The organism is Providencia sp. PROV032, assembly GCF_028484875.1.
Classification (GTDB): domain Bacteria; phylum Pseudomonadota; class Gammaproteobacteria; order Enterobacterales; family Enterobacteriaceae; genus Providencia; species Providencia rettgeri_E.
In genome coordinates this window covers 64,226-90,806 of the sequence record NZ_JAMPSX010000017.1, presented here as the reverse complement: position 1 = coordinate 90,806, position 26,581 = coordinate 64,226, and the positions used below count along the sequence as shown (strand labels likewise).

At 38.4% G+C, this 26,581-nt stretch carries 27 protein-coding genes; 11 read left to right on the top strand and 16 right to left on the bottom strand.

All coding sequences use genetic code 11. The annotated features are described in order from the left end of the window. Positions 1-23 precede the first annotated feature (23 nt). Positions 24-1,487 (bottom strand): glycosyltransferase family 39 protein, encoded by a 1,464-nt coding sequence (locus tag PSF42_RS12975; protein ID WP_272680152.1) that lies wholly within the window; start codon positions 1,485-1,487, stop codon positions 24-26. Between the two features lie 199 nt (positions 1,488-1,686). Further along, positions 1,687-2,967, bottom strand: coding sequence for a lipid IV(A) 3-deoxy-D-manno-octulosonic acid transferase (gene waaA / locus PSF42_RS12970; protein WP_125895038.1), 1,281 nt, complete (start codon positions 2,965-2,967; stop codon positions 1,687-1,689). A gap of 191 nt (positions 2,968-3,158) precedes the next feature. On the opposite strand from waaA, the gene coaD reads away from it, so the two are divergent. Continuing rightward, positions 3,159-3,644: a pantetheine-phosphate adenylyltransferase gene (coaD, locus tag PSF42_RS12965; RefSeq protein WP_125895040.1), complete on the top strand. Its 486-nt coding sequence runs from the start codon at positions 3,159-3,161 to the stop codon at positions 3,642-3,644. Positions 3,645-3,654: 10 nt separating this feature from the next. Here coaD and mutM read toward each other — a convergent pair whose 3' ends face one another. Then, on the bottom strand, positions 3,655-4,464 hold the full coding sequence (gene mutM, locus PSF42_RS12960; RefSeq protein ID WP_272680151.1) for a bifunctional DNA-formamidopyrimidine glycosylase/DNA-(apurinic or apyrimidinic site) lyase: 810 nt from the start codon (positions 4,462-4,464) through the stop codon (positions 3,655-3,657). A gap of 107 nt (positions 4,465-4,571) precedes the next feature. Between mutM and PSF42_RS12955 the strand changes: the two genes are divergently transcribed. After that, a complete protein-coding gene (locus PSF42_RS12955; protein ID WP_252728642.1) occupies positions 4,572-5,858 on the top strand; it encodes an O-antigen ligase family protein in 1,287 nt (428 codons plus the stop codon). Here PSF42_RS12955 and PSF42_RS12950 read toward each other — a convergent pair. Next, positions 5,845-6,864 (bottom strand): glycosyltransferase family 2 protein, encoded by a 1,020-nt coding sequence (locus PSF42_RS12950; protein ID WP_215981704.1) that lies wholly within the window; start codon positions 6,862-6,864, stop codon positions 5,845-5,847. The genes PSF42_RS12955 and PSF42_RS12950 overlap by 14 nt on opposite strands. Positions 6,865-7,025: 161 nt before the next feature. Between PSF42_RS12950 and PSF42_RS12945 the strand changes: the two genes are divergently transcribed. Further along, on the top strand, positions 7,026-8,576 hold the full coding sequence (locus tag PSF42_RS12945; RefSeq protein WP_272680150.1) for a phosphoethanolamine transferase: 1,551 nt from the start codon (positions 7,026-7,028) through the stop codon (positions 8,574-8,576). Between the two features lie 45 nt (positions 8,577-8,621). Here PSF42_RS12945 and PSF42_RS12940 read toward each other — a convergent pair whose 3' ends face one another. The 8 genes from PSF42_RS12940 to radC all read right to left on the bottom strand — a co-directional run bounded on the left by PSF42_RS12940 (position 8,622) and on the right by radC (position 15,178). Continuing rightward, entirely contained in the window at positions 8,622-9,599 is a 978-nt protein-coding gene (locus PSF42_RS12940; protein ID WP_272680149.1) for a glycosyltransferase family 8 protein, read from the bottom strand. Between the two features lie 14 nt (positions 9,600-9,613). Next, complete coding sequence (locus PSF42_RS12935; protein WP_272680148.1) at positions 9,614-10,618, bottom strand: glycosyltransferase; 1,005 nt, start codon at positions 10,616-10,618, stop codon at positions 9,614-9,616. 24 nt (positions 10,619-10,642) lie between these two features. Next, positions 10,643-11,440, bottom strand: a complete 798-nt coding sequence (gene rfaP, locus PSF42_RS12930; protein WP_272680147.1) for a lipopolysaccharide core heptose(I) kinase RfaP — start codon at positions 11,438-11,440, stop codon at positions 10,643-10,645. Further along, positions 11,437-12,558: a glycosyltransferase family 4 protein gene (locus tag PSF42_RS12925; RefSeq protein ID WP_125895049.1), complete on the bottom strand. Its 1,122-nt coding sequence runs from the start codon at positions 12,556-12,558 to the stop codon at positions 11,437-11,439. The genes rfaP and PSF42_RS12925 overlap by 4 nt, the downstream gene beginning before the upstream one ends. A gap of 1 nt (position 12,559) precedes the next feature. After that, positions 12,560-13,624, bottom strand: a complete 1,065-nt coding sequence (gene rfaQ / locus PSF42_RS12920) for a lipopolysaccharide core heptosyltransferase RfaQ (RefSeq protein WP_125895051.1) — start codon at positions 13,622-13,624, stop codon at positions 12,560-12,562. A 198-nt stretch (positions 13,625-13,822) separates the two neighbouring features. Further along, on the bottom strand, positions 13,823-13,990 hold the full coding sequence (gene rpmG, locus PSF42_RS12915) for a 50S ribosomal protein L33 (RefSeq protein WP_004265124.1): 168 nt from the start codon (positions 13,988-13,990) through the stop codon (positions 13,823-13,825). Between the two features lie 11 nt (positions 13,991-14,001). Then, entirely contained in the window at positions 14,002-14,238 is a 237-nt protein-coding gene (rpmB, locus tag PSF42_RS12910) for a 50S ribosomal protein L28 (RefSeq protein ID WP_004265123.1), read from the bottom strand. A 274-nt stretch (positions 14,239-14,512) separates the two neighbouring features. Beyond that, positions 14,513-15,178: a RadC family protein gene (gene radC, locus PSF42_RS12905; protein ID WP_125895077.1), complete on the bottom strand. Its 666-nt coding sequence runs from the start codon at positions 15,176-15,178 to the stop codon at positions 14,513-14,515. Positions 15,179-15,361: 183 nt separating this feature from the next. Between radC and coaBC the strand changes: the two genes are divergently transcribed. From coaBC to slmA, 3 genes are all read left to right on the top strand, one after another. Then, positions 15,362-16,573: a bifunctional phosphopantothenoylcysteine decarboxylase/phosphopantothenate--cysteine ligase CoaBC gene (gene coaBC, locus PSF42_RS12900; protein WP_125895053.1), complete on the top strand. Its 1,212-nt coding sequence runs from the start codon at positions 15,362-15,364 to the stop codon at positions 16,571-16,573. After that, the gene (gene dut, locus PSF42_RS12895) at positions 16,560-17,015 is read left to right on the top strand and encodes a dUTP diphosphatase (protein ID WP_272680146.1); all 456 of its coding nucleotides are present in this window, start codon (positions 16,560-16,562) and stop codon (positions 17,013-17,015) included. The genes coaBC and dut overlap by 14 nt, the downstream gene beginning before the upstream one ends. A gap of 217 nt (positions 17,016-17,232) precedes the next feature. Beyond that, a complete protein-coding gene (gene slmA, locus PSF42_RS12890; protein WP_004265112.1) occupies positions 17,233-17,832 on the top strand; it encodes a nucleoid occlusion factor SlmA in 600 nt (199 codons plus the stop codon). Between the two features lie 49 nt (positions 17,833-17,881). Here the strand turns inward: slmA and pyrE are convergent, their stop codons facing one another. Both pyrE and rph read right to left on the bottom strand, forming a co-directional pair. Then, positions 17,882-18,526, bottom strand: coding sequence for an orotate phosphoribosyltransferase (gene pyrE, locus PSF42_RS12885; protein ID WP_125895057.1), 645 nt, complete (start codon positions 18,524-18,526; stop codon positions 17,882-17,884). A 112-nt stretch (positions 18,527-18,638) separates the two neighbouring features. Then, entirely contained in the window at positions 18,639-19,352 is a 714-nt protein-coding gene (gene rph, locus PSF42_RS12880) for a ribonuclease PH (RefSeq protein WP_125895059.1), read from the bottom strand. 123 nt (positions 19,353-19,475) lie between these two features. Here rph and PSF42_RS12875 point away from each other — a divergent pair, with 123 nt between their 5' ends. The 5 genes from PSF42_RS12875 to PSF42_RS12855 all read left to right on the top strand — a co-directional run bounded on the left by PSF42_RS12875 (position 19,476) and on the right by PSF42_RS12855 (position 24,331). Continuing rightward, complete coding sequence (locus PSF42_RS12875; protein ID WP_125895061.1) at positions 19,476-20,339, top strand: YicC/YloC family endoribonuclease; 864 nt, start codon at positions 19,476-19,478, stop codon at positions 20,337-20,339. Between the two features lie 403 nt (positions 20,340-20,742). Further along, entirely contained in the window at positions 20,743-22,053 is a 1,311-nt protein-coding gene (locus PSF42_RS12870; RefSeq protein ID WP_272680145.1) for an MFS transporter, read from the top strand. A 44-nt stretch (positions 22,054-22,097) separates the two neighbouring features. Further along, positions 22,098-22,745 (top strand): RraA family protein, encoded by a 648-nt coding sequence (locus PSF42_RS12865; protein WP_213913789.1) that lies wholly within the window; start codon positions 22,098-22,100, stop codon positions 22,743-22,745. Between the two features lie 9 nt (positions 22,746-22,754). Continuing rightward, positions 22,755-23,546, top strand: a complete 792-nt coding sequence (locus PSF42_RS12860; protein WP_272680144.1) for a carbon-nitrogen hydrolase family protein — start codon at positions 22,755-22,757, stop codon at positions 23,544-23,546. A gap of 161 nt (positions 23,547-23,707) precedes the next feature. Continuing rightward, positions 23,708-24,331, top strand: coding sequence for a GntR family transcriptional regulator (locus tag PSF42_RS12855; protein ID WP_272680143.1), 624 nt, complete (start codon positions 23,708-23,710; stop codon positions 24,329-24,331). 75 nt (positions 24,332-24,406) lie between these two features. Here PSF42_RS12855 and PSF42_RS12850 read toward each other — a convergent pair whose 3' ends face one another. Together PSF42_RS12850 and PSF42_RS12845 are read right to left on the bottom strand one after the other, a co-directional pair. Then, positions 24,407-25,663, bottom strand: a complete 1,257-nt coding sequence (locus PSF42_RS12850) for a nucleoside permease (protein WP_125895063.1) — start codon at positions 25,661-25,663, stop codon at positions 24,407-24,409. Beyond that, positions 25,660-26,577, bottom strand: a complete 918-nt coding sequence (locus PSF42_RS12845) for a DMT family transporter (protein ID WP_272680142.1) — start codon at positions 26,575-26,577, stop codon at positions 25,660-25,662. Before PSF42_RS12845 ends, PSF42_RS12850 begins: the two co-directional genes overlap by 4 nt. Positions 26,578-26,581: the final 4 nt, after the last annotated feature.

Genomic DNA, 26,581 nt, shown 5'->3' with positions numbered 1-26,581 from the left:
GCTAATAGCCGGTCCCTTACATTTTACTTCTGCTCTGGCGCAATAAACCCAAAGCACATAGTTTCAGGGGCGGCATCCGGTTCAGAACGATAAATCACATCTTCTTTTTCTATCGTAAACTGTGGCCAGAACTTACGAACCTTAGCGAAGTTTTCATGGGCGCAATCATCATATTTCTTGCCCAGCAATAATGCACCATGTTGGCGAATTTCAGCTTCTGTAATATCACGGTTGTACACATTTGGCGGCATATGTTTTTCCATTGACCATGGCTGGATCACATGTGGCCTGTCCTTACCATAAATAATAAACCATTGATATTGGTTATCTTCTCCGCCAACATATTTTACTGGCGTACCATAACGCTGATACCAACGTTGCTCACCATCTGCTATCAAGGTTTTTACACCAATAAATTTTTGCCCTGCTCCACGGATATTCGCAGCCTGAACCGTGATATAACCAACCACCACTAAAACACTAAAAATGGCAAAACCAACCAATGACTTCTTAAACGGTTTTCTTGGCATTTCTATTATTGAGCCAACAAATAAAGGTGCGCTGATAGCCATAAATGGTTGCAGCCATTCAGTTATTCGACCACCATCGTGGAAAGAGAACCAGCCATAGATCACCACCAGTGGAAAAAGAAGAATAAAGTTAGCCAAGCGATTAGGTAATGCTTTCGGCCATCCTAACTTTCCACCACTGCAATAAACAATAATCGCAGCAATGACTAACGGATAAAACACGCTAAGTGCTGCTTGTGTGGTATGAAGATTAAACCCAGGGTCGATTTGTGAGTCCACCCATTTGAAAGCCGAAAAGTCCGTTGCCATCAACCAAAAGAAATTTGGTAATACCAAAGCAAACCACAAAGCAATCGCAAGGTAAAAAACAGGTTGACGATAGCTTTGACGAACCTGTTTCACAAATAGGGTTAATAAGAAAACAGACCCAACTAATGCTAACGTTGAATATTTCCCCATCGTTGCAAGAGCTGAAAATAAAGCAAACGGCAACCACCATGCAGGATTATCATCAACAGCACGTAAAAAGAAATAAATAACCCAAGGCCATAATGTCACTAAAATATAGTTATCATTATAAGGAATGATATCGAAATTAATAACACCTGATAAATTCAACATTAGCATTGCAAACCAAGCGAGGTCGCGGCGCCCAGTTAAACGAAAAGCCAACTTCCACACACCAAGTAAACCGAATGCGATACCCGCAAAGTGGCTAAAGTACCAATAAAAACTATAGGAGATATCAAGATAAATTGCCGGCCACATCATAACGCCAACAAACCATGGGTTTTTAGGTGATCCCCACTCCCCGTTCATCCCCCAATTTACCGCTTCTACTGTGTCATAAGGTACGGTTGGGTCGAAATAAAAACTCGCTAAGATCCAAGCTATGGCATAGCTTATGACCCATACATAAACATATTTATTTGAAATTGATTGATTAATGGCTGGCATATAGTCTTAAAAAGATAAGCAAAAGTTCCAACATTCCATTTGGATACTACCCTAATAGTAATAAACCAAATCGAATGACTCTATAATAAACGAGGCAGTGTACTATAGTTTAAATGCAATACTAGGATGTGCCAGAAAATATTCACAATCTATTGTTGTAATGTTCAAGTTAATATTCAAAAAAAGACATTACTTGGCATTATTGCTCTCGCGGAGGCAAATAGGGTTGCAATAGTTTTAATAATCTTTGAAGAGCACCTTGATTCTCATGAAGAACCTCGGCGGCGTGACGACCATAATATAAACGGTAATCCTCATCAGAAAGTAAACTCGTCACGGCTTGGACCATCGATTCACTATCTGTCACCGTAATCAATCCATCTGCTTGAGTCAGTTTTCCACAAATATCTTTGAAATTAAATGTGTGCGGCCCCATTAATACAGGTAAAGCGTGGGCTGCCGCTTCGAGCGGGTTATGTCCTCCAGTTTCTACCAAGCTTCCCCCAACAAAGGCAATATCCGCAATTCCATATAACAACATCAATTCCCCCATGGTATCACCAATCACCACTTGGATATCTGCGGAAGGAATCGCATTCGCACTGCGACGAATAAAGGTTAAGCCGGCTTTTTGGGTCAGTTCTTCTGCTTTAGCAAAGCGTTCTGGATGGCGAGGAACTAAAATTAAAAGCAAATCAGGAAAACGGGATAACAACTTTTGATGAGTTTCTAATACAATGGCTTCTTCACCCTCGTGAGTGCTGGTCGCTATCCAGACAGGACGATGTGCTGCCCATTGGCGACGCAACGTTATCGCTCTTACGGCTAATTCAGGCGTCACTGAGATGTCAAACTTCAAGCTCCCCGTGACACTCAATTGCATCCGCCGTAACCCTAATTGAACGAAGCGTTCACCATCTTCTTGATGTTGTGCTGCGACCATCGTGACATTACGTAGCATACGTTTCACAAAGCTACCGAGCTTTTGATACCCAGCAGCAGAGCGCTCAGAAAGTCTCGCATTTGCAATAACCAATGGAATTTTACGTTTATGCAATTGATTAATCATGTTTGGCCATAACTCAGTTTCCATAATGATCACAAGTTTTGGGTCGACTTGTTTCAGGAAACGGCGCATTGAACCAGGAAGGTCATAAGGTAAATAGACGTGGTCGACATCATCACCAAACGCAGAAAGAACACGCTCTGAGCCAGTTGGCGTCATTGTTGTTACTGTAATTGGCAAAGACGGATAGTGATGGCGAAGTGCACGGACTAATGGAACCGCTGCGAGGGTTTCCCCGACAGAAACTGAATGTAATAAAATGCCTTGAGGTTTTACTTTTCCTGCACAAAAGCCATAACGTTCGCCCCAACGTTTACGATACGCAGGCGCTTTACGGCTGCGCAGCAATAGGCGAACCCATATAAATGGTTGGATAAGATAAAGAAGTACCTGATATAAACGCAGCAATAACATTCGATCTGATTCACTTACCAAAATTGGCGCTATCTTACCATAAAGCTCGGATAAAAGTGTGCAGAATATGCACCTAAAAATAGCAGTAAAATCTTATCTACTGTTGCAACCATGCTAGATAGCCGATAATGTTAGCGCTTATTCATGCTATTTTTTCGAATAGATAATGCAAATAACGAGATACTATCGCCATGAAACATAAGGCTATTTACCCTGGTACGTTTGACCCTGTGACATCAGGACATGTTGATATTGTTACCCGAGCAGCAGCAATGTTTGACCATGTTTTGCTGGCTATTGCGAATAGCCAACGAAAAAACCCGATGTTTTCCCTTGATGAGCGCGTTGCCCTTGCTAAAGAAGTCACTTCTCACCTGGATAATGTTGAAGTTGTTGGGTTTTCTGAATTGATGGCTAATTTTGCACAAAAAAATGGCGCTAATATTCTTATTCGTGGCGTTCGTTCTGTGGCTGATTTCGAATATGAGTGGCAATTAGCAAATATGAACCGCCATTTTGTTCCTGACTTGGAAACTGTATTTTTATTGCCATCGCAAAGTTTGTCCTTTGTTTCTTCTTCTTTAATCAAAGATGTTGCCCTTCACGATGGTGATATTTCGTCTTTTCTGCCGCCTATAGTTGCTGAGGCAATGCTAAAGAAACTCAATAAAAAATAGCAAAGACTCGCTATTTTTGGCACTGCGGACAAAAGAAAGTGCTACGTTGCCCCTGTTTAATGCTTTCTATAGGCGTACCACACATTGAACAGGGTTCACCTTTTTTTCCATAGACAAACAATTCTTGGGCAAAATACCCTGGTTTGCCATCCGACTGTAAGAAATCTTTTAGTGTCGTGCCGCCTTGCTCAATGGAGCGTTGTAACACCTTTTTGATCTGTTGCACGAGTTCTGTAATTTCAGCCAATGTTAATGTATTAGTGATTTTTTCAGGTGATATTTTCGTCGCAAATAATGCTTCGTTTGCATAGATATTACCGACACCCACAACCACTTTGTTATCCATTAGCCATGGCTTAACGGCCACTTTTTTCTTTTGCGCTAATTCATAAAGATATTGGGGATTAAAGGCATCTGATAATGGCTCAGGGCCTAAGTGTGCAAGTACCGAACTGTTTTCTAAATCATCACACCAGAGCCATGCGCCAAAACGACGAGGGTCTGTATAGCGTAGTACTTTACCATCTCGCATGACTAAATCTACATGGTCATGTTTTTCCTCAGGCAATTCTTCGGTCAAAATACGCACACTACCAGACATGCCCAGATGAACAATAATCCAACCTGTTTGCAATTCAATCAGCAAATACTTAGCGCGACGTTGCACACTCAGAACTATTTCATCTGATAAGCTTTTAATTTGTTCACTAACAGGCCAACGTAATCGACTGTTGCGTACAATGGCGTAAGAGATTGTATTTCCGACTAAATGTGGCTCTATCCCACGGCGACTGGTTTCAACTTCTGGTAGTTCTGGCATCTGTACCCCTAATTTATCCCAAAAAATCTTACTTCTCTGTTTATATCACATAGGTTATCCTAATACAGTAGCCTTACTTATATGATAAATACAGAGTAGATATTTTGATGACTAAACAATTTTTTAAGAGCAATGGCTTACTACAGACACTAAATTGGTATATTCCAATTACAATACTTTTGCTCTGTATCATATCCCTGATATTAGTCCCATTTAAACCTAATATAACTAGCAAAATATTTAATTTAACAGGTTTCATTGCTATAATAACTGTTTTGGCATCACCAAAACATTACTTTAAAAATAAATCACTAATAATCGCTATCCCTTTGTTTTTCATTGGCCTATCCCATTTAGCTTGGGTTGAGTTATATAAAACCAGCGATTCATTATATAAAAATGTTTATTATGGCTATTTTCAAATGGGTAAAATTGCTATATTTGGCAGTTTTATTTTATTATGTATAGATAAAATAAAAGGAACTTTTAAATTAAACCGCCTTCATTTTTTCACAGCATTATTTATTCAACTGAGTGTTTTTCTATATGCTCTATATCAAGCGATTTATTTTAGCTCCCCACGTGTAGAACTATCATTTGGGAATGCATCAAATGCAACGGGAGCCGCCTATGCCATGATATTTCTATCACTATATTCTCAAACCGTATTCCTACAATCAAAAATAAAATTTAATTATGTTATTTACTTTGCATCATTAGTACTTACTTATATATCGATTATACTAACTGAAACTAGAGCTGCAATATTAGTTTATCCTTTCGTTTCGATATTTATATTCTCTCTGCACTCAAGAGAAATAAATACTAAAGTCAAGAGAAATAAAATATATTTAGCAATCCCTATTTTAGTTTTATTAATTTGCGGGTTATTCTTCTCAGATTCTATCTCTTCTAGAATGAGCCTAGCGGCAAAAGAGGGACTGTTATATATAGAAAATGGTAAATCCTCTTCTGTTGGTGACCGATTATCCATGATAAAAGCTGGAATTCACTCTTCAAATGATAATTTCTTTTGGCAATCAGCCGAAGAGCGAAATAACAAGATAAGCGAACTCGCTAAAATCGATAGAAGCTTACAAGGTGCTACAAAACATTTTCATGCACATTTACATAATGACCTTGTGGAGACTCTCTCGACCAAAGGCTGGATTAGTGGTGTAATGCTAACTCTAATATTTTATCTAGCTATTATCCTATATGGTATAAAAAATGACAAAAACCCTTTTATATTAGGGTTTGCTATTAGTCTTATTATTTTAGGCTTTAGTGATACATTAATTATATCAAAGCAAGTATCTTTAACATGGTGCTTAGTTTTAATATTAATAATAAGTTGTGTCCCCATAAAAAACAACCACATTACATCAACCTAACTTTTTTAAAGTTTAGCAGTCTAATTATCTTCCAAAGAGTGACATTGTTTAACTGAAAAACCCTCACTCTTTTTTTATATTTACCAGATAACTTATTTAACTCAATACAGTCCTCTTTGCTTAAAAAGTTATTTTCATATAACTCTTTAAGCTTATCATATCTTTTATTTAAAAATAGCTTCCAAATATATCTTAATTTTCTATCAAGAACATTATTTTTTAGTAAATTAAAAACTTCTTTTTTATCTTTTCCATCATAGCTTTTTTGTATTATTTCACTAAGCGTTTCCATTGCAAATATATCATGAAGATAATCTTTTTCACTCCACATTGAAGTTGTTAAAGAACCCTGACGATAATTATGGTGATATAAATAATCTAAGCTCATTTTACATTTTGCCAATGTTAATAACTGACATATAAATAATATATCTTCAGCGAAGAATAATTTTTCATTAAAACGAATATTATGATAATCAATGAATTTTTTCTTAATTATCATTGAACCAATATGAAAAGAAATTTCACCAGATAAATACTTAGCTAACAAATGGTCATCATAATATAATGATGGCTGCTTATCTATACTGTTCTTGTAATGTTTATAGTACCCACAAAGTTGTACATCTACATTATTTTTCCTTGCATTACTTATTAGAATAGGAAAAAATTCTGTTTCAAGTTGGTCATCGCTATCTAAAAAACAAATAAACTCACCTTCAGAATATTCAATACCAATGTTTCTTGCTCTTGACACACCTCCGTTTGGCACTGATATGATTTTAATCAATTGATTAAGTTTAAAATATTCATTGAGTAAATCTAGAGTGTTGTCCGTTGAACCATCATCAACAACAATAATCTCAATATGATAGTCGTCAGGAGCGACAATGGAATTTATGGTATCTAAAATAAAACCACTAGAATTATATACAGGTATAATGATAGAAACGAGAGGTTTTTCTCTCGGATGAGACTTATCAATAAGAATATGTTGCTTATTCATTGTATTTACCAGTAAGATGCCCTTATGCTTCCATATAAAATGCTATCTTTATATATATGGCAGCCTTGTTTATAACCGCTAAACTATACTAAATCCTTACAAATAAAACCATAACCTTATATAAAATTAATTGTTATCTTATAGGCCACAGACACATAGCTATGACAAAAAAAATTGATATCAAAAAAATAATATTCAGCATATTAGCATTAACTATATTAATTGTTTTTTCTAAGATGATGCTAAGAGGTTCAGGTATTTCTCACCCTAGTGTTCGAGATATTACACTAGTCTGCCTCTTTTTTATCATATTAAGCTCATCTCAAAAAGCCTATTGGCTAATCGGTTCGATAATAGTGACAATATATGCATTATACACTCCTATCGGGCTTACATTTGGAACTCCTACCTATCAATACCTTGCATCTTTAATTGCTACTGATGCATTAGAAACTGCAGAGTTCTTTACTCAGATCCCATTAAAAAATTACCTCTCTATTCTAGTCATTATTGGTGGTTTTATTTTATTTAAAAAAATAACCAATTCTAAAAAAATACAGTTTTATAAAAACAAATCATTAATTATATGTTTAATAATTATAGCTTTAATAGATCAAGTTCCTTTTAGAATATTTAATGAGGGTTATCAATCAATTAATAGTTTACAAAAAGAACTCGAAACATTAAGCCCTTATACCCAAAAAAGTAGTTGGGGTATATCTACACTTAAAAATGATGAAAAGCATTATGATGATTATATATTAATTGTTGGTGAAAGTGTAAGACGTGATTATATGGGGGTTTATGGGTATCCAATAAATAATACACCATTCTTATCTCATACAAATGGTACTATTGTTGATGGTTTAACAGCTCCAGGTACAAATACGATTTCTTCATTACGACTGATGTTAACACTTCCTAATATAATTGAGTGGGCACCAAACTATGGCCTAAATTTTATTGATTTAGCTGAATCTGCAGGTTTTAAAACATACTGGCTGTCAAATCAAGGTTTTATTGGAGAATATGACACACCTGTTAGTTTTATTGCAGCGAGAAGCTCCCTCAAAAAATTTATGAAAATTGGAGCTTATAATTCAAGTAATTCAAGTGATTTTGAGTTACTCGATATTTTTAAAAAAGAGCTAAATACAACGGTATCGAAAAATCAAAAACGACTTTTCGTCATTCATTTGTATGGTTCTCACCCTGATGCATGTGCTCGTATTGAAGACTTTGAAAATAAATACTTAACAAAAGATGATAAGTATACCAATATTTCTTGCTATGTTGCCAGTATTGAAAAAACTGATCAATTAATTAGCAAAATATATGATGCACTTAAAAGCCAAGAAAATAAAAATAACCGTACTTTCTCTATCCTCTATTTTGCAGACCATGGCTTGTCCCATAACCTTGTTGATAATAAGCTAAAAATGAGCTTGAGTAAGTCATCTACAAAGATATTAAACATCCCTCTAATTAAAATATCTTCAGATGATAAAGATAGAAATTATATTAAATCGAAAAAATCAGGGTTATTTTTCACTGAGGGATTAGCTAACTGGCTAGGTATTAATAATGCTGAATTGAAAGAAAATTATAGCTTATTTTCATCATTAAAAGATGATGAAAAATATGATCCTATAGAGCAATATAAGGGATTAAGTCAAGATCATGATGATGCTATTGATATTCGAGAAAAATGATATCTAGAATTAAAGGCCAGGGAGCATAAAATCCCTGGCCTTTAATTATTTGAATCTTTTATATTCAAATAAGCTTTTTATACCGCTAATAAACTTACGTTGATGAAACTCGTGTTTATACCTTTCTTGATATTCCGGTTTTTTCTTCGCCTGCACTAACTGGCAATCTCGCCATGGAGAAGTATCAAAAGCAATCTTGAATGTTTCACTAGAAGGATATTCTATTCCCCAGTAATGCCAAGGCTTAGTCGCTCCAGTATAGTGAATTAGCTTAGTTGAAGGTTTGATGAAATCTTTATAGTTGATTTTTTCTAATTCATTCTTTAATGTATATATACAGTTGTAATCTCTTGATAAATAAATATTATTACAATCAAATAAAATATTGAGTGCATCTTGATCTAAATATTTTAACGGTTGTCCTGTGTGATTTTCTGTAATTAATTTAAATGCCTTTTTTGTGAACTGATTGGCATTCCACTTTTTTAGGTTTAAAAAAATCACGCCAGCATTGAAATATTTATTTTTTAAGCCTGTGATTTTTAATCTTGACTCACACGACTCTTGCATACTAGGAACATCAGGAATTACTGCCGCATACTCATCTTGAAAAACAATATGAGTATAGTCTACTAAGCTTCCTTTACAAAATACATCTGCGTCTAAATAAAGAATTGATGGAATTACCTTGCACAAATGGTCAAAAATAAAAAATCTAAAATACGTAGCATAAGACCATACATGGGATGTAGGAAGCTTTTTAAGCTCTTCTGAATTCAAAACATATACATCAATACTTACCTTTTCACTTGAAGCTAACTTTGTAAGCTTCATTAAAAATTCATCATCAATAAAATCTGTAAACAAATGAAATTTTAAATTGATATTTCTATTATTTATAATAATAGAGTTCATGGATATACCAGAGCCAAACAAAAACCCTTCATCTACACCATATGCGATATTTAGATCCGCTTCTATTTTGCTTTTCCCTAGCTCTATCTTTTCTTTTATTAAATCCACGTAACCACCTATTATCACTTTATTTTACTAATGAAGTATTGAATATATGAAATAAAACCTTTTATATATTTTCTTTGGTTTATTTGATGCTTAGCACAATAACGTAAATAATTACTATTGCTAGGAACCATTAAAGGAACCTGGTTCCATGGTGATACTCGTCTTGCTCTATGAAATGGTTCTGCAGATGAGTAAGATGCCCACTCATGCCATGGTTTTGTTGGACCGACATAATGAATAAAAACAGTATGTTCATTCACAGGATAAACAGGATTATCCTTTAACTCATAATTCAAGCTAAACTGAGTATTAAAAATACCTTGGAGGTACATCACCTTTCTCATGAGTAAAATATTGAGTACATCCTGGTCAGGATAACTGAGTTTAACAGCTAAATTTTCATCCATTAATAAATCAATTGATTTTTCAGTGATTTGTTGTTTTTGCCAGTTTAATAGGTTTATATACATGACACCACTATTAAAATAACCTTCCGAAATTGCGGGAGTATCTAGAGAATTAGCTCGGTTTATCCACCATTTCTCATCTCGTTCAGCTACAACAGCTGCAACTTCTTCACTTAATGTTAGAGAAACCAGCTCATTAAGTTTGTTATGGCAAATTATATCCGCATCTAAATACAGTAAATAATTAATTTTATTTTTAAAATATTCAGCGATAATAAACCGAAAATAAATTGCATGAGTCCAATTTTTGGTCGTTGGTAATTTATTAAGATTTTTTGCATCAATATAATATAGAGTGATCTTTGTATTATAGGTTAAACAAATCTCTCGAAATCGCTCTATATTCTGATGCTCCATAGAATCATCAATAAACACATGAAAATTAAATTCTTTATCTGGGTTTTGAATTAAAATGGAAACTATTGAAACTCCGCAGCCATATAAAAAATTTGTATCGATACCATATGCAATGTTGATGTCATTAGGTATATACTCTCCCTCATGTCCAAGAAATATTGCTTCTTTTATCATCCCATTAAATTCAATTTTCATAGCCATCACTCGATATTTTGGTTCCTATAATCCACGCTTTTCTGTTCTGATTCTAATTTTTTCAGCTTTACGACCAACTTTTTCGATAAGATCTTGCTCTTGCTTTAAAATTTTCTTCAAGGATAAGCCAAAATAGATCTTCATAAAACGAAAAATATCACGCTGAGTGAGTCCAATATTTAATGATGAATAATATAAACCAATTAAGTCTTTATTTCGCCAGCGAGTTGGAACAGAATTCCTGATTTGTGCGCGGTGTAAGTCAATCACCGATATTTTTAACTCTTCTTCATTTCCCGTAAATGGCAAATGCAGTAAAAAATGGCAAATATAACAATCACGATGGTTAATACCCGCCGCGTGCATTTTACGCACCATCTGCGCGACTCGACGAATAATCATTTGCTTAGTGCTAAACATTGGCGAGTTATCTAGCCAATTTGCACAATAATCTTCCAAACTCACCGTCGGGGTTAAATCTTCAGTAATAATAAAGGAGTGACGACGAAGAGGGTTAATCCCTTTTTGCCCGAAGGCTCGGCCATTCATCGTATCAACTCCCACTTGAGTAAGTCGATGAATAGCATTCCACTCTCTATCCGCCCCTAATACAGGCAACCGGAAAGATAATAAGTTTTTAAGGACTTCTTTCAGTGTAGTCCCATAATGAATTTTTATAAAATAGCTGCGCCCTTCAAGTTCAAAACGTAGCGTTTTACGCGTCTCTAACGCACGAAAAACTTCACCTTGTAACTTATCTGTCTCGATAAAAGGATCTTTGTTTTTCCACAATTCATTAAAAGGGGTTTTTAACTCAATCATTTGTTTCCCCCTAAAATAATATCTGCGGCTTTTTCTGGTAAACTATACAAATCTTCTGTATCCGCAAAATGTCGCGCATTACTTGCCCATTGCGCTAATTTAGCCGGATTTTTTAAGCTATTTTCTAAAGCCAAGTTTAAAGCGGTTTGCTCAAAGGGTTCTCTTATCACAATACCGCATTGAGCTTGGCTGATAAATGCAGCATACCCACACACTTCTGTGACAATAATGGGTAGACCCGCAGTAATCGCCTCTAATAACACAATACCCGCTGCTTCTTGATAAGCCGGATGCATTAATATATCGGCTGCTGCCATTAATTCTGCAATATCATTACGTCCGCTAAAGAAAGAGACTTGTGAGCCAATTCCTAGCGTTTTCGCTAACTGTTGGTATTTCACCGATTTATCTTGGCCAACTACCATCAATAACGTGTTTTTCTTAATGTCTTCGGGCAATGCCGCAATGGCTTTTATGGTCCGGTCAACACCTTTGCGTTTGAAGTCGGAACCCACCTGTAAGACTAAAAATGCTGACTCAGGTATTTGATTTTTTTCACGATAAATTCTTTTGGCGTCGGCAATTTGTTTATCATATTTTCTATCTTGGGCAATACCGGGAGGTAACATATGAAAACGCTCATTTTCAGTTCCATAATGCTTTTTAAAATGACTAATTTGATGTGGCGTTAACATTAATAGCTGTGTCGGTTTCCCCACTGCAAAAACAGCTTTTTCAAATGCAGCATAGTGTTTATAGCGAGGCGTCAGCTTATACAAAAACCCTTTTTCTTCAGCGACTTTTTGTGCATAACAGACATCAGCGGCATAATAAACATCCAGCCCTGGCATTTTATTGAAACCAATTATCCGCTCTGCAGGATGCTGTTTTAAATGAGCCAACACCCAGTCACAATATTGTGCATTTCGCCCATGATTCGTTTTTGATGTCACCGGCACGATAATAATTTCAAAGCCGCTAGGCTTATCACCATCCCATGATTGGGTATAGACACGTACGTGATGCCCACGTGACTGGCATTCGGTTGCAATACGTAGGAAATCCCGCTGTAACCCACCAAACGGAAAGTATTTATATAAGCAAAATGCCAGATTCATGTTAATACCTTGTCATCATAGAGCGAATATTCATCGGCAACATTTTCTCTGTTGCTTTAATTACATCAGAAGCTGGAATAATGGATAAATACTTTTTATCGCGATCTAGCTCTTCTCTCGGTGGCATAGTTTCATAATCACCCGCCCAAAATTGAACTACATTATCACTCCAAGGTCGCCAGAAAACATGATTTGTCGCACCGAAAAGGCATACTATAGGTGTGTTGGCTGCTGCGGCAATGTGCATTGGTGCAGAATCAACGCCAATAAATAAAGCGGCATGAGCAATCAATGCGCCTAATTCAGGAAATGAGGTTTTCCCTGCAAGTTCAGTAACAGGCTTTGTTTGGCAGCCATTTGCAATCTCATTGATACATTCTAAATCCTCTTTGCTCGGCCCCGAAGTTAAAACTACTTGATAGCCACGAGATTGCAATGCATCAATGACGGCTGAAAATTTTTCATTATCCCAACACTTAAAAGCTTGGCGTGCTGTTGGTTGAATAACGACATAACTGCTATGAACACCCAGTCTTAACAGCTTTTCATCAATATTTTTCCAGTCCTGCTCTGAATAAGCCATCGTTAAATGTGTCTTTAGTTCTTTTATTTCTAACGGCTTGAGTACTGATAAGTTATTTAGAACAACATGTTCGCCTTCAGGTTCTGTCAGATGCGTAAAACTTTCACGCCAATATTTAGAGTCACGATGGGCAAACTGATGGGAAATTTTTGTGCTAGCAGGAATAGCCCGAACTAATACGCTCACCATCCATTGGTCTGCTAGATTAACAACTAAATCATATTTATTTTGACGCAGCTTTAGCAGTAACTTAATAAAATTACAGGCTTTACTCAGCCCACTATTTTTTTTCCCTGACATACCGTACAACGTGTTAATTTCAGCATTTTCAGAGAGAATGGGGATTGTATCCTGATAAAGCAAAACATCAATTTCAGCATCAGGATATTGGTGTTTCAATGAGCTGATAACTGGTGTTGTCAGCAACATGTCCCCATGAAACCTCATCTTGATCACAAGAATTTTTTTAAACTGTTTTTTCACCAGGCACTCTTAATCAAGTCTATATGTAAAAGACAATAGTCATTCGACAACAAATATCATTATTAATTCAATGAATACTTACTATGTTACTACTTTCATAATAATGGTCATAGCGTCGAATGCACATATCAGTGACAACCCAAATTTTGAGTAAAAAAAAACCCAGCCGAAGCTGAGTTTTTAACGCAGAAAGCAAAATTATTTGATTTTTGCTTCTTTGTAGATCACATGCTTACGAACAACTGGATCGAATTTTTTCAGTTCCAGTTTTTCTGGCATTGTGCGCTTGTTCTTCGTAGTGGTATAGAAATGACCTGTACCTTCAGAAGAGACTAGCTTGATTTTCTCGCGAATACCTTTAGCCATTTTTTAGCTCCTTAGTACTTCTCACCACGGGTACGCAGTTCAGCAAGAACAGCATCAATACCCTTTTTATCGATAACACGCATACCTTTAGCAGATACACGCAGTGTTACGAAACGTTTCTCAGACTCAACCCAGAAACGGTGAGAGTGCAGGTTTGGCAAAAAACGACGTTTGGTCGCGTTTAATGCGTGTGAACGGTTGTTACCGCTCATTGGACGCTTGCCAGTAACTTGGCAGACTCGTGACATGTCTATTCTCCAAAAATCTAATCAGCTCGAGCTTTTTTGTTCTGGGTATGGCCGCCTCGTCAGGCTTAGGAGCCCATCTCAGCAAACTTTCATTGACTGAAAAAACCGTTGATACCTAAATAAAGATTTACTTTACTAAAACGTAAAAATTTACTGAGATAGGCCCTTCTCGCCAAACCCAAGATCCTTAAAGGTGGCGTAGTATACGCTTTACATCGTTTTCACTCAAGCCCAACGCAAAGAAAGTTGTCATTTTTTAGACAAAAAAATAATTTTATAACCATCCTCGCTCTACAAATGACACACATTGCTTGTGTCCGACGACAAAATGGTCGAGTAGTTTAATCCCCATAATAACGCAAGCACGCTGGATCCGTTCTGTCACCTGCCTATCTGCGGTGCTGGGTTCTGGGTTACCAGATGGATGATTATGGGCAAGTATAATCCCGTTTGCATTCATTTTTATGGCAAAGCGAATGATTTCTCTGGGGTGAACTTCAACTTTGTTCAAAGTACCCTTAAACAATTCCTCGTGACAAATAATCTGATTTTTATTATTTAAAAATATCACGATAAAGACTTCGCGCTCTTGCCCTGCGAATAAATCCAGCAACTTTGCTTTCAATTGCTCAGGCCCAGTCATCACATCTTCATGTAAAAACTGTTCAGAGAAAAAACGGCGAGCCAACTCACTGACAGCCTGCAATTGGGTAAATTTACAGCTCCCCATTCCTTTACATTGTTTTAGTTTTTCGTAATCTGCTTGTAAAAGCAAATAGACTGAACCAAACTCCTGTATTAAACGCTTCGCAAGCTGCAAAACAGGTTCACCTTGGCTCCCTGTACGCAAAAAAATAGCGAGTAGCTCAGCATCAGATAACGCAGCCGCGCCGTATGCAAGTAGCTTTTCTCTTGGTGGTAAGTCTAGATGTTCACTCATCATATTCTGTGTCCCTAAATCCCTTTCACCTTTTTTATCTAGCCTAAAAAACATTCACAACCCCTCACATATGGGTTTGCGTAGCGCTTCGCAAAAATAGTACTGTGACGAAAAATCGAGCGCGCCACCTCTAGCATCTCTGTGGTAATATGCCTCCCATGTTGACCGTATTGGATAAAAATAATGAATCAACTATCACTATTAGGTAAGCAGATAGTTATTGGTATCAGTGGGGGCATTGCCGCTTATAAGATCCCTGAACTCACCCGCCGTTTGCGCGATAAAGGGGCAATTGTGCGTATTGTCATGACTGAAGGTGCAAAAGCCTTTATTACGCCTTTAACCTTACAAGCCGTTTCAGGGCACCCTGTTTCCGATGACCTACTCGACCCAGCCGCAGAGGCTGCAATGGGCCATATTGAACTCGCGAAATGGGCGGATATCATTATTCTTGCGCCAGCGACCGCGGATTTAATTGCTCGCCTCAGTGCAGGAATGGCAAATGATTTACTCACAACGGTTTGCCTTGCATCCGCGGCACCGGTTGCACTTGTGCCAGCAATGAACCAACAAATGTACAAAGCAAAAGCAACACAAGAAAACTTAATCAAATTGCAACAACGCCAATGTATGATTTGGGGGCCAGACGCAGGTAGCCAAGCTTGTGGTGATATTGGTCCTGGTCGCATGATTGACCCACTAGAAATTGTTCGTCTAACCAGTGAGTTTTTTACCCCTAAACTCGACTTACAAGGCATCAAATTAATGATCACTGCAGGCCCAACACGGGAAGCACTCGACCCTGTTCGTTTTATCAGTAACCATAGTTCAGGAAAGATGGGTTTTGCCATTGCTAAGGCTGCTAGCCAACGTGGAGCCGAAGTCACTTTAATTGCGGGACCTGTAAATATTGAAACACCTGAAGGGGTTAACCGGGTTGATGTCATTAGTGGATTAGAAATGTATGAGCAAGTCCATAAAACGATTTCAACGCAAAATATTTTTATTGGTTGCGCTGCAGTTGCAGATTATCGAGCAAAAAACATTGCTGAAAATAAAATAAAAAAACAAGGTGATGAAGTTTCGATTACACTTATCAAAAACCCAGACATCGTCGCAAGTGTTGGAAATCTAAGGCACAATAGGCCATATGTTGTTGGATTTGCAGCTGAAACCCAAAATGTGGAAGAATATGCACGCCAAAAACGACAACAAAAACAACTCGACCTTATTTGTGCCAATGATGTATCACTAGCAGATAACGGATTTAATAGCGATAACAATGCATTACACCTTTTTGATGCCAACGGTGATACCCGTTTGCCTCACTGTAATAAAAATGAATTAAGCCACTATTTACTTGACGAGATACTTCAACGTTATGAAAAAAATTGACCTAAAAATCCTTGATAGCCGCATCGGTAATGAATTTCCTCTACCAGCCTATGCCACCACCGGTTCTGCTGGTTTAGATTTACGTGCATGCATTGATGCACCAATTGATTTGGCGCCAGGTCAAACGGAGCTTATTCCAACAGGTTTAGCTATTCACATTGCTGATGAAAATCTTGCTGCTGTCATCTTACCTCGTTCCGGTTTAGGTCATAAACATGGTGTTGTACTTGGCAATCTAGTTGGTCTCATTGATTCGGATTACCAAGGCCAACTCATGGTGTCAGTCTGGAACCGCAGTGACAAAGCTTTTACCGTTGAGCCTGGTGAGCGTATGGCGCAAATGGTGTTTGTCCCAGTTGTTCAAGCTGAATTTAATATTGTTGATGATTTTGACGCAACAGAGCGTGGGGCTGGTGGTTTCGGTCACTCTGGCCGTCAATAAATAGAATATCCTGATAACGAATATGCTAGATAGAACCTGAATTAGGTTCTATCTTTATGAATAAAAATAATCAGCCGCATATTTTCTTTCAGGAAGCTTGCTCAACATTACTTACATTTTAAATATTTTTTAAATCCATTTTGCTTCGTAAGCCTCTTTACTAAGAGCAAAATTTTGGATAGTTTGTTTTGCTGTTTTAGCAGGGGTCTTATTAGACATGGCAGAAAAAGCGACAACACAAAAACGTAACAGGCGTGATGAGATTTTACAGGCTCTTGCGCTAATGTTAGAAAGTAGTGATGGTAGCCAACGTATCACAACAGCAAAACTTGCTGCTACGGTTGGTGTATCAGAGGCCGCGCTGTATCGTCATTTTCCAAGCAAAATGAAAATGTTCGATAGCCTCATTGGGTTTATTGAAGACTCATTGGTTTCGCGCATTAATCTAATTTTAAGTGATGAAAAAGATACGATAATTAGAATTAAACTAATACTTGCCCTAATACTGGGTTTTTCCGAGAAAAACCCAGGGCTAACGCGAATCATGACTGGCCATGCTCTGATGTTTGAGCAAGATAGGCTGCAAGATCGTATTAATCAATTATTTGAACGTATAGAATCACAATTACGCCAAGTGCTAAAAGAGAAAAAAATACGTGATGGCCATGGGTTTATTCATGATGAGTCACTGCTTGCTTCTCAATTATTAGCCTTTTGTGAAGGGATGCTCTCTCGTTTTGTGCGTTCTGAGTTTCGTTATCGGCCAACCGTCGAGTTTGAATCGCGCTGGCCTTTAATTCTAGCTCAGTTACAATAACCGATTATTTATACTACTCACCCCGCCCATCATTGGGCGAGGGCTTTTTTTACTCAATTCCGTATTGTTCGCGATAAGCCTTCATAGCCGCTAAATGTTCCTGCATACCGTCCTTTTCAGCAAGATAGGTGATTAAATCGCTCATGGTAATAATTGAGTAAACTTTACAGCCATAATCACGCTCAACCTCTTGCACTGCTGAAATTTCACCCTTACCTTTTTCTTGACGGTCGAGGCATAGCAGGACACCATTCAATGTAGCTTGTTGTTGTTTAATAATTTCCATTGATTCACGAATTGCCGTCCCAGCAGTAATCACATCATCCACAACCACAACACGCCCTTGCAAAGGACTCCCAACTAACACACCACCTTCACCATGGTCTTTAGCTTCTTTACGATTGAAGCAATATGGCATATCGATGTCATGATGTTCAGAAAGAGCTACTGCTGTCGTCGTTGCAATTGGGATCCCTTTATACGCAGGGCCGAAAATGACATCACACTCGATTGCGCTGTCTTGTAATGCTTGTGCATAAAAACGACCGACAAGTGCCAGATCACGCCCTGTATTAAATAGCCCTGCATTAAAAAAGTAAGGGCTTTTACGACCTGATTTCAGCGTAAACTCACCAAATTTAAGTACCTGTTTTTTCATGGCAAGTTCGATAAAATCGCGCTGATAGGCTTTCATTGGTCATTCTCCTCGTTGATGATTATTTATCTATATTCAAGGCTGGCTAATTGATTGATGAACCAGCAGGCATAAAAAAGGCGACTTTTCAGCCGCCTAATTAATGATTAACTTACTTCAGCGCTTCTCGCTGAGCTTCAAAAATGGTATTTAAACCGGTTTTAGCTAACGCTAATAGAGCCAATAGCTCTTCATGACTAAACGGTTCGCCTTCTGCTGTGCCCTGCACTTCAATCATTCGGCCATCATCCATCATGACAACATTCATATCCGTTTCAGCTGCAGAATCTTCAACATATTCAAGATCACATAGAGCGTCTTGATTAACAATTCCAACAGAAACGGCAGCGACCATTGATTTTAGTGGACTTTTTGCAATTTTACCTTGCTCAACCATGCTATTCAGTGCATCAACTAATGCCACGCATGCACCAGAAATTGCTGCTGTACGCGTGCCGCCATCCGCTTGGATCACATCACAGTCTAAAGTAATGGTGTACTCACCTAATTTTTTAAGGTCAACCGCAGCACGCAAAGAACGTGCAATTAACCGTTGGATTTCCATCGTGCGACCCGTCTGTTTGCCTCGCGCAGCTTCACGCTGATTACGTGAATTTGTTGCGCGCGGTAACATGCCGTATTCCGCGGTAACCCAACCTTGCCCCTGCCCTTTTAAAAAGCGGGGAACACCTTCTTCAACAGTTGCATTACATAACACCTTCGTGTCGCCAAACTCAATAAGAACAGAGCCTTCTGCATGCTTAGTATAATTGCGCGTGATGGTAATCGGGCGCATTTGGTCTGCTTGTCTATCTGCTGGGCGCATGGTGTTATCTCCGTTATCAACTCAAATTGGGACGCATTATACGTTGTTCAAACGATAATGCCTATCCTGTCATCCTGCATAGCGTTATAATCCCCTAAATCTTTACGATAATGGGAACGAATTATGATCCGTAGTATGACCGCTTTTGCCCGTCGGGACATCAAGGGTGAATGGGGGAATGCGGCCTGGGAGCTGCGTTCCGTGAACCAACGTTATTTAGAAACGTATATTCGCTTACCTGAGCAATTTAGAAGCCTTGAGCCCGTGATCCGTGAGCGCCTGCGTTCTCGCCTGACACGTGGAAAGGTGGAGTGTAATTTGCGCTTTGAGTTAGACGGTGCAAACCGTAGTGAATTAATCCTAAATGAACAATTAGCACGCCAGTTAATCAGTGCAGCGAATTGGGTTAAAAATTACAGCCATGAAGGTGAAATCAACCCATTAGAAATTTTGCGTTGGCCCGGAGTAATGTCAGCTGGCGAACAAGATTTAGATGTCATCAGCGAACAATTAATGGCAGGGTTAGATGAAACAATTGATGCTTTCATTCAAAGCCGTGAAGCTGAAGGGGCATCATTACATGCGCTCATTGAACAGCGTCTTGATGGCGTCTTAGTTGAAGTCGCAAAAGTACGTCAACACATGCCAGAAATTTTACAATGGCAACGTGAACGCTTACAAAATAAGTTAGAAGAAGCTGACATTCAAGTGGATAACAGTCGCTTGGAACAGGAACTTATTCTATTAGCACAACGTATTGATGTTGCAGAAGAATTGGATCGCTTAGAAGCACACGTTAAAGAAACACGTAACATCTTGAAGAAAAAAGAGGCAACTGGCCGCCGTCTTGACTTTATGATGCAAGAATTTAACCGTGAAGCAAATACGTTAGCGTCAAAATCAATTAATAGCGAAGTCACAACTTCAGCCGTTGAGCTCAAAGTATTAATCGAACAAATGAGAGAACAAATTCAGAATATTGAATAATCACTCTGTAACGGTTTTAATCTATAAAGAAGCCAACCGATGAAGTAACCTTATTTATCGTTTGGCTTTTCTCTTTGAAAAGATCCTCAAACTAACTCGAAATAGGTACCAATTTTCATGAATTTTGGGCTTATATTCCATAATAACCCTTCGAAGATATTAAAAATTTTTTACCCAAGCCGTATTTGGGGAAAATAGACAACTACCACGATATTAATTATTTTTTCCAAAAATAAGATCTCGCTCATAAATCAATCGAATGTTTTGAGTTCAATCACAGATAACAAAACAGATCTTTGACACTACAATAACTGCTTATTAACATTTATCTTGTATACAAGTTGAATTCAATATAAATACAATAAGGTTGATTACCTCGACAAACCAATAAAAAGGTAACTCTATGTCACATAATGATTCTGTTGTAACACCAGCAACAAAAGACTCACCAGGGCGTTTACGTTGGGGATTAGCAGCAATATTTTTTATTATCGGTCTGATTGCATATATGGACCGCGCCAATATTTCCATTGTTGCCGAACATATGATGACCGATTTAGGAATGAGCAAAGTTCAATTTGGCTTTTTGGGTGCGTTATTTTCACTTGGCTATGCACTTGCCCAAATTCCAAGCGGAATACTTGCAGAACGGTTTGGTAGCAGGCTTATCGCAACCATTAGCCTTTACGTTTGGTCCGCATTCACAATATTAACGGTCGTTGCCCCTACCTATATTTGGCTATGCATCGTACGCTTCCTATTTGGTGTTGGAGAAGCGCCGCTCTATCCTGCGAATGCCGTCTTTAATACATGGTGGTTTCGCCAAAATGAAAAGGCACGGGCGGCTAGTTTCTTACTTGCCGGTTCCTATTTTGGGCCTGTGATTGCCCCTACCCTTACCGTATTTATTATGATTTCATTCGGGTGGCATGCCGTTTTCTATATCTTCGGTGTGATTGGTATTCTTATCGGTATGGTTTGGTATTTCTTTGCCAGAAATAAACCTGAGCAACACCCTAAAATTTCTCAAAATGAAATAGCGTTTATCCAAGGAGGCCGGACAATTAGTGAGCAAGGCGGTTCTGATGTTAAAGCCCCTTGGCGCAGATTTATGAAAGAGCGTCCGTTCTGGGCGGTTGGTTTCCAATACTTTTTTGTCGCCTATATGACCACCTTATTTATGATTTGGCTCCCCACCTACTTACAAGAGGCTCGTGGTTTCTCATTAACCGGAATGGGCATTGCTGCCAGCTTTCCTTGGTTAGCAATTTGTATCGCAGTACTCACTGCAGGTTCAATTTCTGATTGGTTACTCAACAAAGGATACTCACAGTTAGTCGCGAGGGGATATATCGCCATTACCGGTTTTATTCTATTTATCGTGGGTATTTGCGGTGCGGCTCAAACTGAAAATGCCATTGCAAGTGTTGCATGGCTCACCCTCGCACTCGGTTCTCTAGGATTGCCAGTTGTGACCTCTTGGGCAATCGCTGCAGATAAGGGCCGCCAATATGCAGGCTCTGTCAGTGGGTGGATGAATTTATGGGGTAATCTCGGTGGTGTTATTTCCCCCATTCTATGCGGCTGGCTTGCACAGCATTTTGGTTGGAACGTCGCTTTACTTTTCAATGTGATACCTATCAGTTTAGCGATTATTTGCTGGTTCTTCATTCAGCCAGATAAACCTTTAGCAGCGGCTGTTAATCCTGACTAATTTTCACCCAAAACACATTATATTCAATAAAGAAAGGTGTCCCTATGTTTACATTAAATCCTCGTGTTGCCTGTTTTAGCCCTGAAATTATCGAAAGTTGCCGTGATGTTTGTCCGTCAACTATCGGACATATGACTGACTTCGGTTTTCTCAAAACATTACGCCCACAAATTGAACAATGCCAATTTATTGGTAATGCTGTGACAGTACGTATTCCACATATGGACTCATCTGCTGTACATAAGGTGTTCGACATCGTGCAAGAAGGCGATGTTGTCTGTATCGATATGTCAGGGGATTATGATCGCGCTTGTTGGGGCGAGATGGTTTCTTATATGGCACGGGCAAAGAAAATTGCAGGCGCGGTTATTGATGGTTGTGTCACCGATATCAAAGCATTACGTGAGATTGGCGTTCCTATTTATGCACGTAAAGTGAGTCCGTTAACAACGCGAATTTTAGGTATTGAAGGCGCAATTAATGTGCCGATTAGTATAGACGGCGTAACGATCCATCCTGGTAATTTAATTATTGCAGATGGCGATGGCATTTTAGTCGCTGATGAAGTGGCTCTGCAAGAGTATCGCCAACGAGCCCTTAATGCTCAACATGCTGAAATTGATGTTAAAAAGCGCATTGATGCTGGTGAAACATTAGCGGCAATTTCAGGTGCTGCGAAATTTTTTGAATAAGGAGGCTCTATGAAGATTGCAATTGCTCAGCTAGCCAGTAGCTCAGATAAAGCTCTAAATTTAAAAAAAGCATGCGAAGCTATACAAAAAGCCGCTCAAGGTGGTGCCGACCTCGTCCTATTGCCGGAAATGTTTATGGCTTTTGTTCCCGCAGATAGTGGTATTAGCTATGCCGATGTTGCAGAGCCTGTCGATGGCCCTTTTGTCTCTCAGTTGGCAAAAGCCGCTCAACAATACGGTATTTATGTGGCCTGTGGCATTTATGAAAGAGCCCCGAATGAGCCGAAAAGAGCTTTCAACACGACAATTATGTTGAACCGCCAAGGTGGGCTTATCTATCACTACCAAAAAACACACCTGTACGATGCCTTTTCATATCAAGAATCCCTTAATATCATTCAAAGTAATAATGAATTAAAACCTGTGGAAACTGAATTTGGCAAAATTGGCGTTTTAGTCTGTTATGAACTGCGTTTCCCAGAAGTTGCTCGAAAACTAACCTTAGCTGGCGCTGACCTTATACTCGTTCCCACAGCATGGGTAAGCGGGCCACTAAAAGAAGAGCATTACCAAACATTAGTTAAAGCACGCGCTTTGGAGAACACGATCCCTGTCTGCGCATGTGACCAAACAGGTAATATTTTTATTGGTCGCAGCCTTGTTTGTGATGCACTTGGCGTAACTATCGCATCTGCTGGCTACGATGAGACACTCTTTTTTGCTGAAATATCGACACAACATACCGCAGAGACACGAGAAAAATTACCTTGTATGCAAAACCGACGCCCTGAGTTGTATTAGTCTAGAAACTGGCAAGGATGCCGGTTTATTCAACAAGTTAAGTCCAATTACCCACCAAAATTTAACAGCATCCTAAATAATATAAAACTAGTGTATTACTTGTATACCAATCTATTCCTTTCTATACTCACTAAAATTTCTATTGTTAACACAAGATCCTAATGAAAGATAAACCACTAAGCCAACAAGCCTATACTGCTATTAAACATAAAATTCTCAGTAAGCAATTTGGAGAAGAAAGTTATACCTCTGAAAATAGCTTAGTTGAGGAACTAGGTATGAGTCGTACTCCAATTCGCGAAGCCTTATATCAATTACAAAATGAAGGCTTAGTCAAAATTATCCCTCGTAAAGGTGTTTTTATTCAGAAACTATCGTTAAAAGAGACCAGAGATAATTATGATTTACGCTTAGCAATTGAGGCCCATGCAATTAAATTAGTTCGTGAATATTTAACTGATGAACATTTTTCTATCTTAAAGGCTATTATTGAACGGCAATATGAATTATTGAAGGGAAATGACTATCAAGGTTGGATAAAAGAAGATGAACGATTCCACCGTTTTTTCTTGGAATTACTGGATAACTCAGTTTTCTTAGATTTAGCGGATAATATTCGCCAGCGAGTCTATTTTCAGCCTGACCCTATTTATCGCAATGAATATTATTATGAGTCTACACGCCAACATCAGCAATTAGTTGAACAACTCAAAGCAAAAGAATTTACTCTTGCGGAAGAAACACTGACTGAACATATTTTGCGCGGAAAACGTAATTATGTTTAGCGTTAAAGCCACAAAAAAGAGAAAACCAAATTAATGGTTTTCCCTTAAGTTGAAAGTTATTTCTAACGAATCATCTTAGCTAGATTTGGCTTCTTTCAGTACCGCGTTCTTATCGTGGTGATAATGGAACGTAAATTGGAAAATTATTGCTAATACTACGGTATAAGAAGCAAAAACTAACCAAATCATTTGCCAATCTTTAATACCATCCACCGTATAGTAGTCGACAACTAACCCACTTAGTATCGCACCGAAATAGGCACCAACACCGTTAACCATCGTCATAAATAAGCCCTGAGCACTCGCGCGCATACGCGTATCCACTTCTCTTTCAATAAAGATGGAACCTGAAATATTAAAGAAATCAAATGCGCAGCCATAAACAATCATCGACATGATCAAGAACATCAGCCCGATGGCAGACGGGTCACCAAATGCAAAGAAGCCAAATCGGAGTGTCCATGCGAACATACTTAATAACATGACAGTTTTAATACCATAGCGTTTCAAGAAAAATGGAATTGCTAAGATAAAACACACTTCTGCCATTTGAGAAATCGATAATAATATCGATGGATATTGAACCACCAAACTGTCTTGATATAGCGGGTTCAGACCAAAGTCATGCAAGAATGGGTTACCGAACGTATTGGTAATTTGTAAAACCGCGCCAAGTAACATAGCGAATAAGAAAAATACCGCCATAATGGGCTTTTTGAATAACACTAAAGCGTCTAAACCGAGCTTACTGATCCAACTACTTGAAATCGCTTTTTTATTCACATCAATTTTTGGCAAAGTTAATGAATAAAGCGCTAAAAGTAATGAGCTACCACCAGCAATATAAAGTTGCATACTACTTAGCTCAAATTTCAGTAAGCTAATACTCCACATTGCAACAATAAAGCCAACCGTACCAAATACCCGAATAGGTGGGAAGTTACTCACGGAGTCGAGCTGATATTGGCTTAATGATGAGTAGCTGATGCTATTTGAAAGCGCAATCGTTGGCATAAAGGCCATTGCATTAATTAACATCACCCAGAACATAACGGTTGAACTCGTGACTGTTGCGGCATAAAACAATGCAGCAGCCCCAATTAAATGGCAAATCATATATAAACGATTTGCTGGAATATATTTATCTGCAATGATTCCGATAAGCCCGGGCATTAGAATGGCAGCAATACCCTTTGAGCTATACACCATACCGACTTCTGCACCTGAAAAACTCAATGTTTTCATCATGTAGGAACCGAGTGTGACTAACCAACTTCCCCAAACAAAATATTGCAGGAAAAGCATGATTTTCAAGCGGGATTTAATGTTCATACAAAGCTCCGTTTGGAGTTATATTTATTTGTTTTTATTTTCAACTCAGCAATGGCAACACCCATGAGGATGACAGCAACACCAACAAACTGAATTAATTCAAGGGGTAACTGCAATACTGTCACGGATAATAAAATCGTGACGGGCAGCTGCATTGAGCTAACAATGGTCGCTAAGCTGGTACCGATTAGCGGGGTTCCTTTAGCAAACATCCACATGCCAAAGAAAGAACCAAAGAAAGCCAGAGGTAATCCATATGAGAAAAATAGAGATTGAAACGTTGATGCACTCAGTAAGAATGTTGGCGGAACGACAATTGATGTCAAAATTGCGCCTCCTGTAACCATGATTGCAGAACGCATCATAGGATCTGTTTTAACCGCTAATGCACCGCTGACATAAACACGAATAGCATTTGATAATGCTGCACATAATCCTAATAGCACACCAAGCCAGTGAAATACGATCCCAGAACTATTTAACAAACCTGTCGCTAATACTGTTCCGATTAATATCACCACAACAGATACCATGGTCATCACGGGGGGCATTTGGCGACTAATAAATGCGTTAATTGCAACCCCCATCCATGTAAATTGCAAAAATAAGACAACACCAAGTGCCGGAGACAAATACTGCAATGATGCATAATACAAAAGCCCGGTTAACCCTGTTGTCGTCCCAGTGAGTAACATTAATAGGCCTTGCCTGCGTGTTGGCCATACTAGACGCGCTTTTTTAACCAATGCCCCCGTAACAACAAAGAACCACAGTAAAATCGCACCTAATACTGTCTGGCTACCGATGACATCATTCAAAGAATATCCTGCACGATAAGCCAACACCACAAGCGTTGAAAGAATGCCATAACTACAAGCGCCTAAAGAAACTAAAATCAGACCTTTAAATTTCATCTCA

What these genes read in the sequence shown, in the direction of transcription:
- rpmG (WP_004265124.1), bottom strand. Translation starts at nt 13,990, where the DNA reads ATGGCTAAAGGTATTCGCGAGAAAATCAAGCTAGTCTCTTCTGAAGGT.
- PSF42_RS12925 (WP_125895049.1), bottom strand. Translation starts at nt 12,558, where the DNA reads ATGAATCTGGCATTTTGCTTATATAAATACTTTCCGTTTGGTGGGTTA.
- PSF42_RS12850 (WP_125895063.1), bottom strand. Translation starts at nt 25,663, where the DNA reads ATGAACATTAAATCCCGCTTGAAAATCATGCTTTTCCTGCAATATTTT.
- rfaP (WP_272680147.1), bottom strand. Translation starts at nt 11,440, where the DNA reads ATGATTGAGTTAAAAACCCCTTTTAATGAATTGTGGAAAAACAAAGAT.
- PSF42_RS12955 (WP_252728642.1), top strand. Translation starts at nt 4,572, where the DNA reads ATGACTAAACAATTTTTTAAGAGCAATGGCTTACTACAGACACTAAAT.
- PSF42_RS12935 (WP_272680148.1), bottom strand. Translation starts at nt 10,618, where the DNA reads ATGAAAATTGAATTTAATGGGATGATAAAAGAAGCAATATTTCTTGGA.
- pyrE (WP_125895057.1), bottom strand. Translation starts at nt 18,526, where the DNA reads ATGAAAGCCTATCAGCGCGATTTTATCGAACTTGCCATGAAAAAACAG.
- radC (WP_125895077.1), bottom strand. Translation starts at nt 15,178, where the DNA reads ATGAGTGAACATCTAGACTTACCACCAAGAGAAAAGCTACTTGCATAC.
- PSF42_RS12950 (WP_215981704.1), bottom strand. Translation starts at nt 6,864, where the DNA reads ATGAATAAGCAACATATTCTTATTGATAAGTCTCATCCGAGAGAAAAA.
- PSF42_RS12870 (WP_272680145.1), top strand. Translation starts at nt 20,743, where the DNA reads ATGTCACATAATGATTCTGTTGTAACACCAGCAACAAAAGACTCACCA.
- waaA (WP_125895038.1), bottom strand. Translation starts at nt 2,967, where the DNA reads ATGTTATTGCTGCGTTTATATCAGGTACTTCTTTATCTTATCCAACCA.
- PSF42_RS12845 (WP_272680142.1), bottom strand. Translation starts at nt 26,577, where the DNA reads ATGAAATTTAAAGGTCTGATTTTAGTTTCTTTAGGCGCTTGTAGTTAT.
- PSF42_RS12860 (WP_272680144.1), top strand. Translation starts at nt 22,755, where the DNA reads ATGAAGATTGCAATTGCTCAGCTAGCCAGTAGCTCAGATAAAGCTCTA.
- rph (WP_125895059.1), bottom strand. Translation starts at nt 19,352, where the DNA reads ATGCGCCCAGCAGATAGACAAGCAGACCAAATGCGCCCGATTACCATC.
- slmA (WP_004265112.1), top strand. Translation starts at nt 17,233, where the DNA reads ATGGCAGAAAAAGCGACAACACAAAAACGTAACAGGCGTGATGAGATT.
- PSF42_RS12865 (WP_213913789.1), top strand. Translation starts at nt 22,098, where the DNA reads ATGTTTACATTAAATCCTCGTGTTGCCTGTTTTAGCCCTGAAATTATC.
- mutM (WP_272680151.1), bottom strand. Translation starts at nt 4,464, where the DNA reads ATGCCAGAACTACCAGAAGTTGAAACCAGTCGCCGTGGGATAGAGCCA.
- dut (WP_272680146.1), top strand. Translation starts at nt 16,560, where the DNA reads ATGAAAAAAATTGACCTAAAAATCCTTGATAGCCGCATCGGTAATGAA.
- PSF42_RS12945 (WP_272680150.1), top strand. Translation starts at nt 7,026, where the DNA reads ATGACAAAAAAAATTGATATCAAAAAAATAATATTCAGCATATTAGCA.
- PSF42_RS12975 (WP_272680152.1), bottom strand. Translation starts at nt 1,487, where the DNA reads ATGCCAGCCATTAATCAATCAATTTCAAATAAATATGTTTATGTATGG.
- coaBC (WP_125895053.1), top strand. Translation starts at nt 15,362, where the DNA reads ATGAATCAACTATCACTATTAGGTAAGCAGATAGTTATTGGTATCAGT.
- PSF42_RS12855 (WP_272680143.1), top strand. Translation starts at nt 23,708, where the DNA reads ATGAAAGATAAACCACTAAGCCAACAAGCCTATACTGCTATTAAACAT.
- PSF42_RS12875 (WP_125895061.1), top strand. Translation starts at nt 19,476, where the DNA reads ATGATCCGTAGTATGACCGCTTTTGCCCGTCGGGACATCAAGGGTGAA.
- coaD (WP_125895040.1), top strand. Translation starts at nt 3,159, where the DNA reads ATGAAACATAAGGCTATTTACCCTGGTACGTTTGACCCTGTGACATCA.
- rpmB (WP_004265123.1), bottom strand. Translation starts at nt 14,238, where the DNA reads ATGTCACGAGTCTGCCAAGTTACTGGCAAGCGTCCAATGAGCGGTAAC.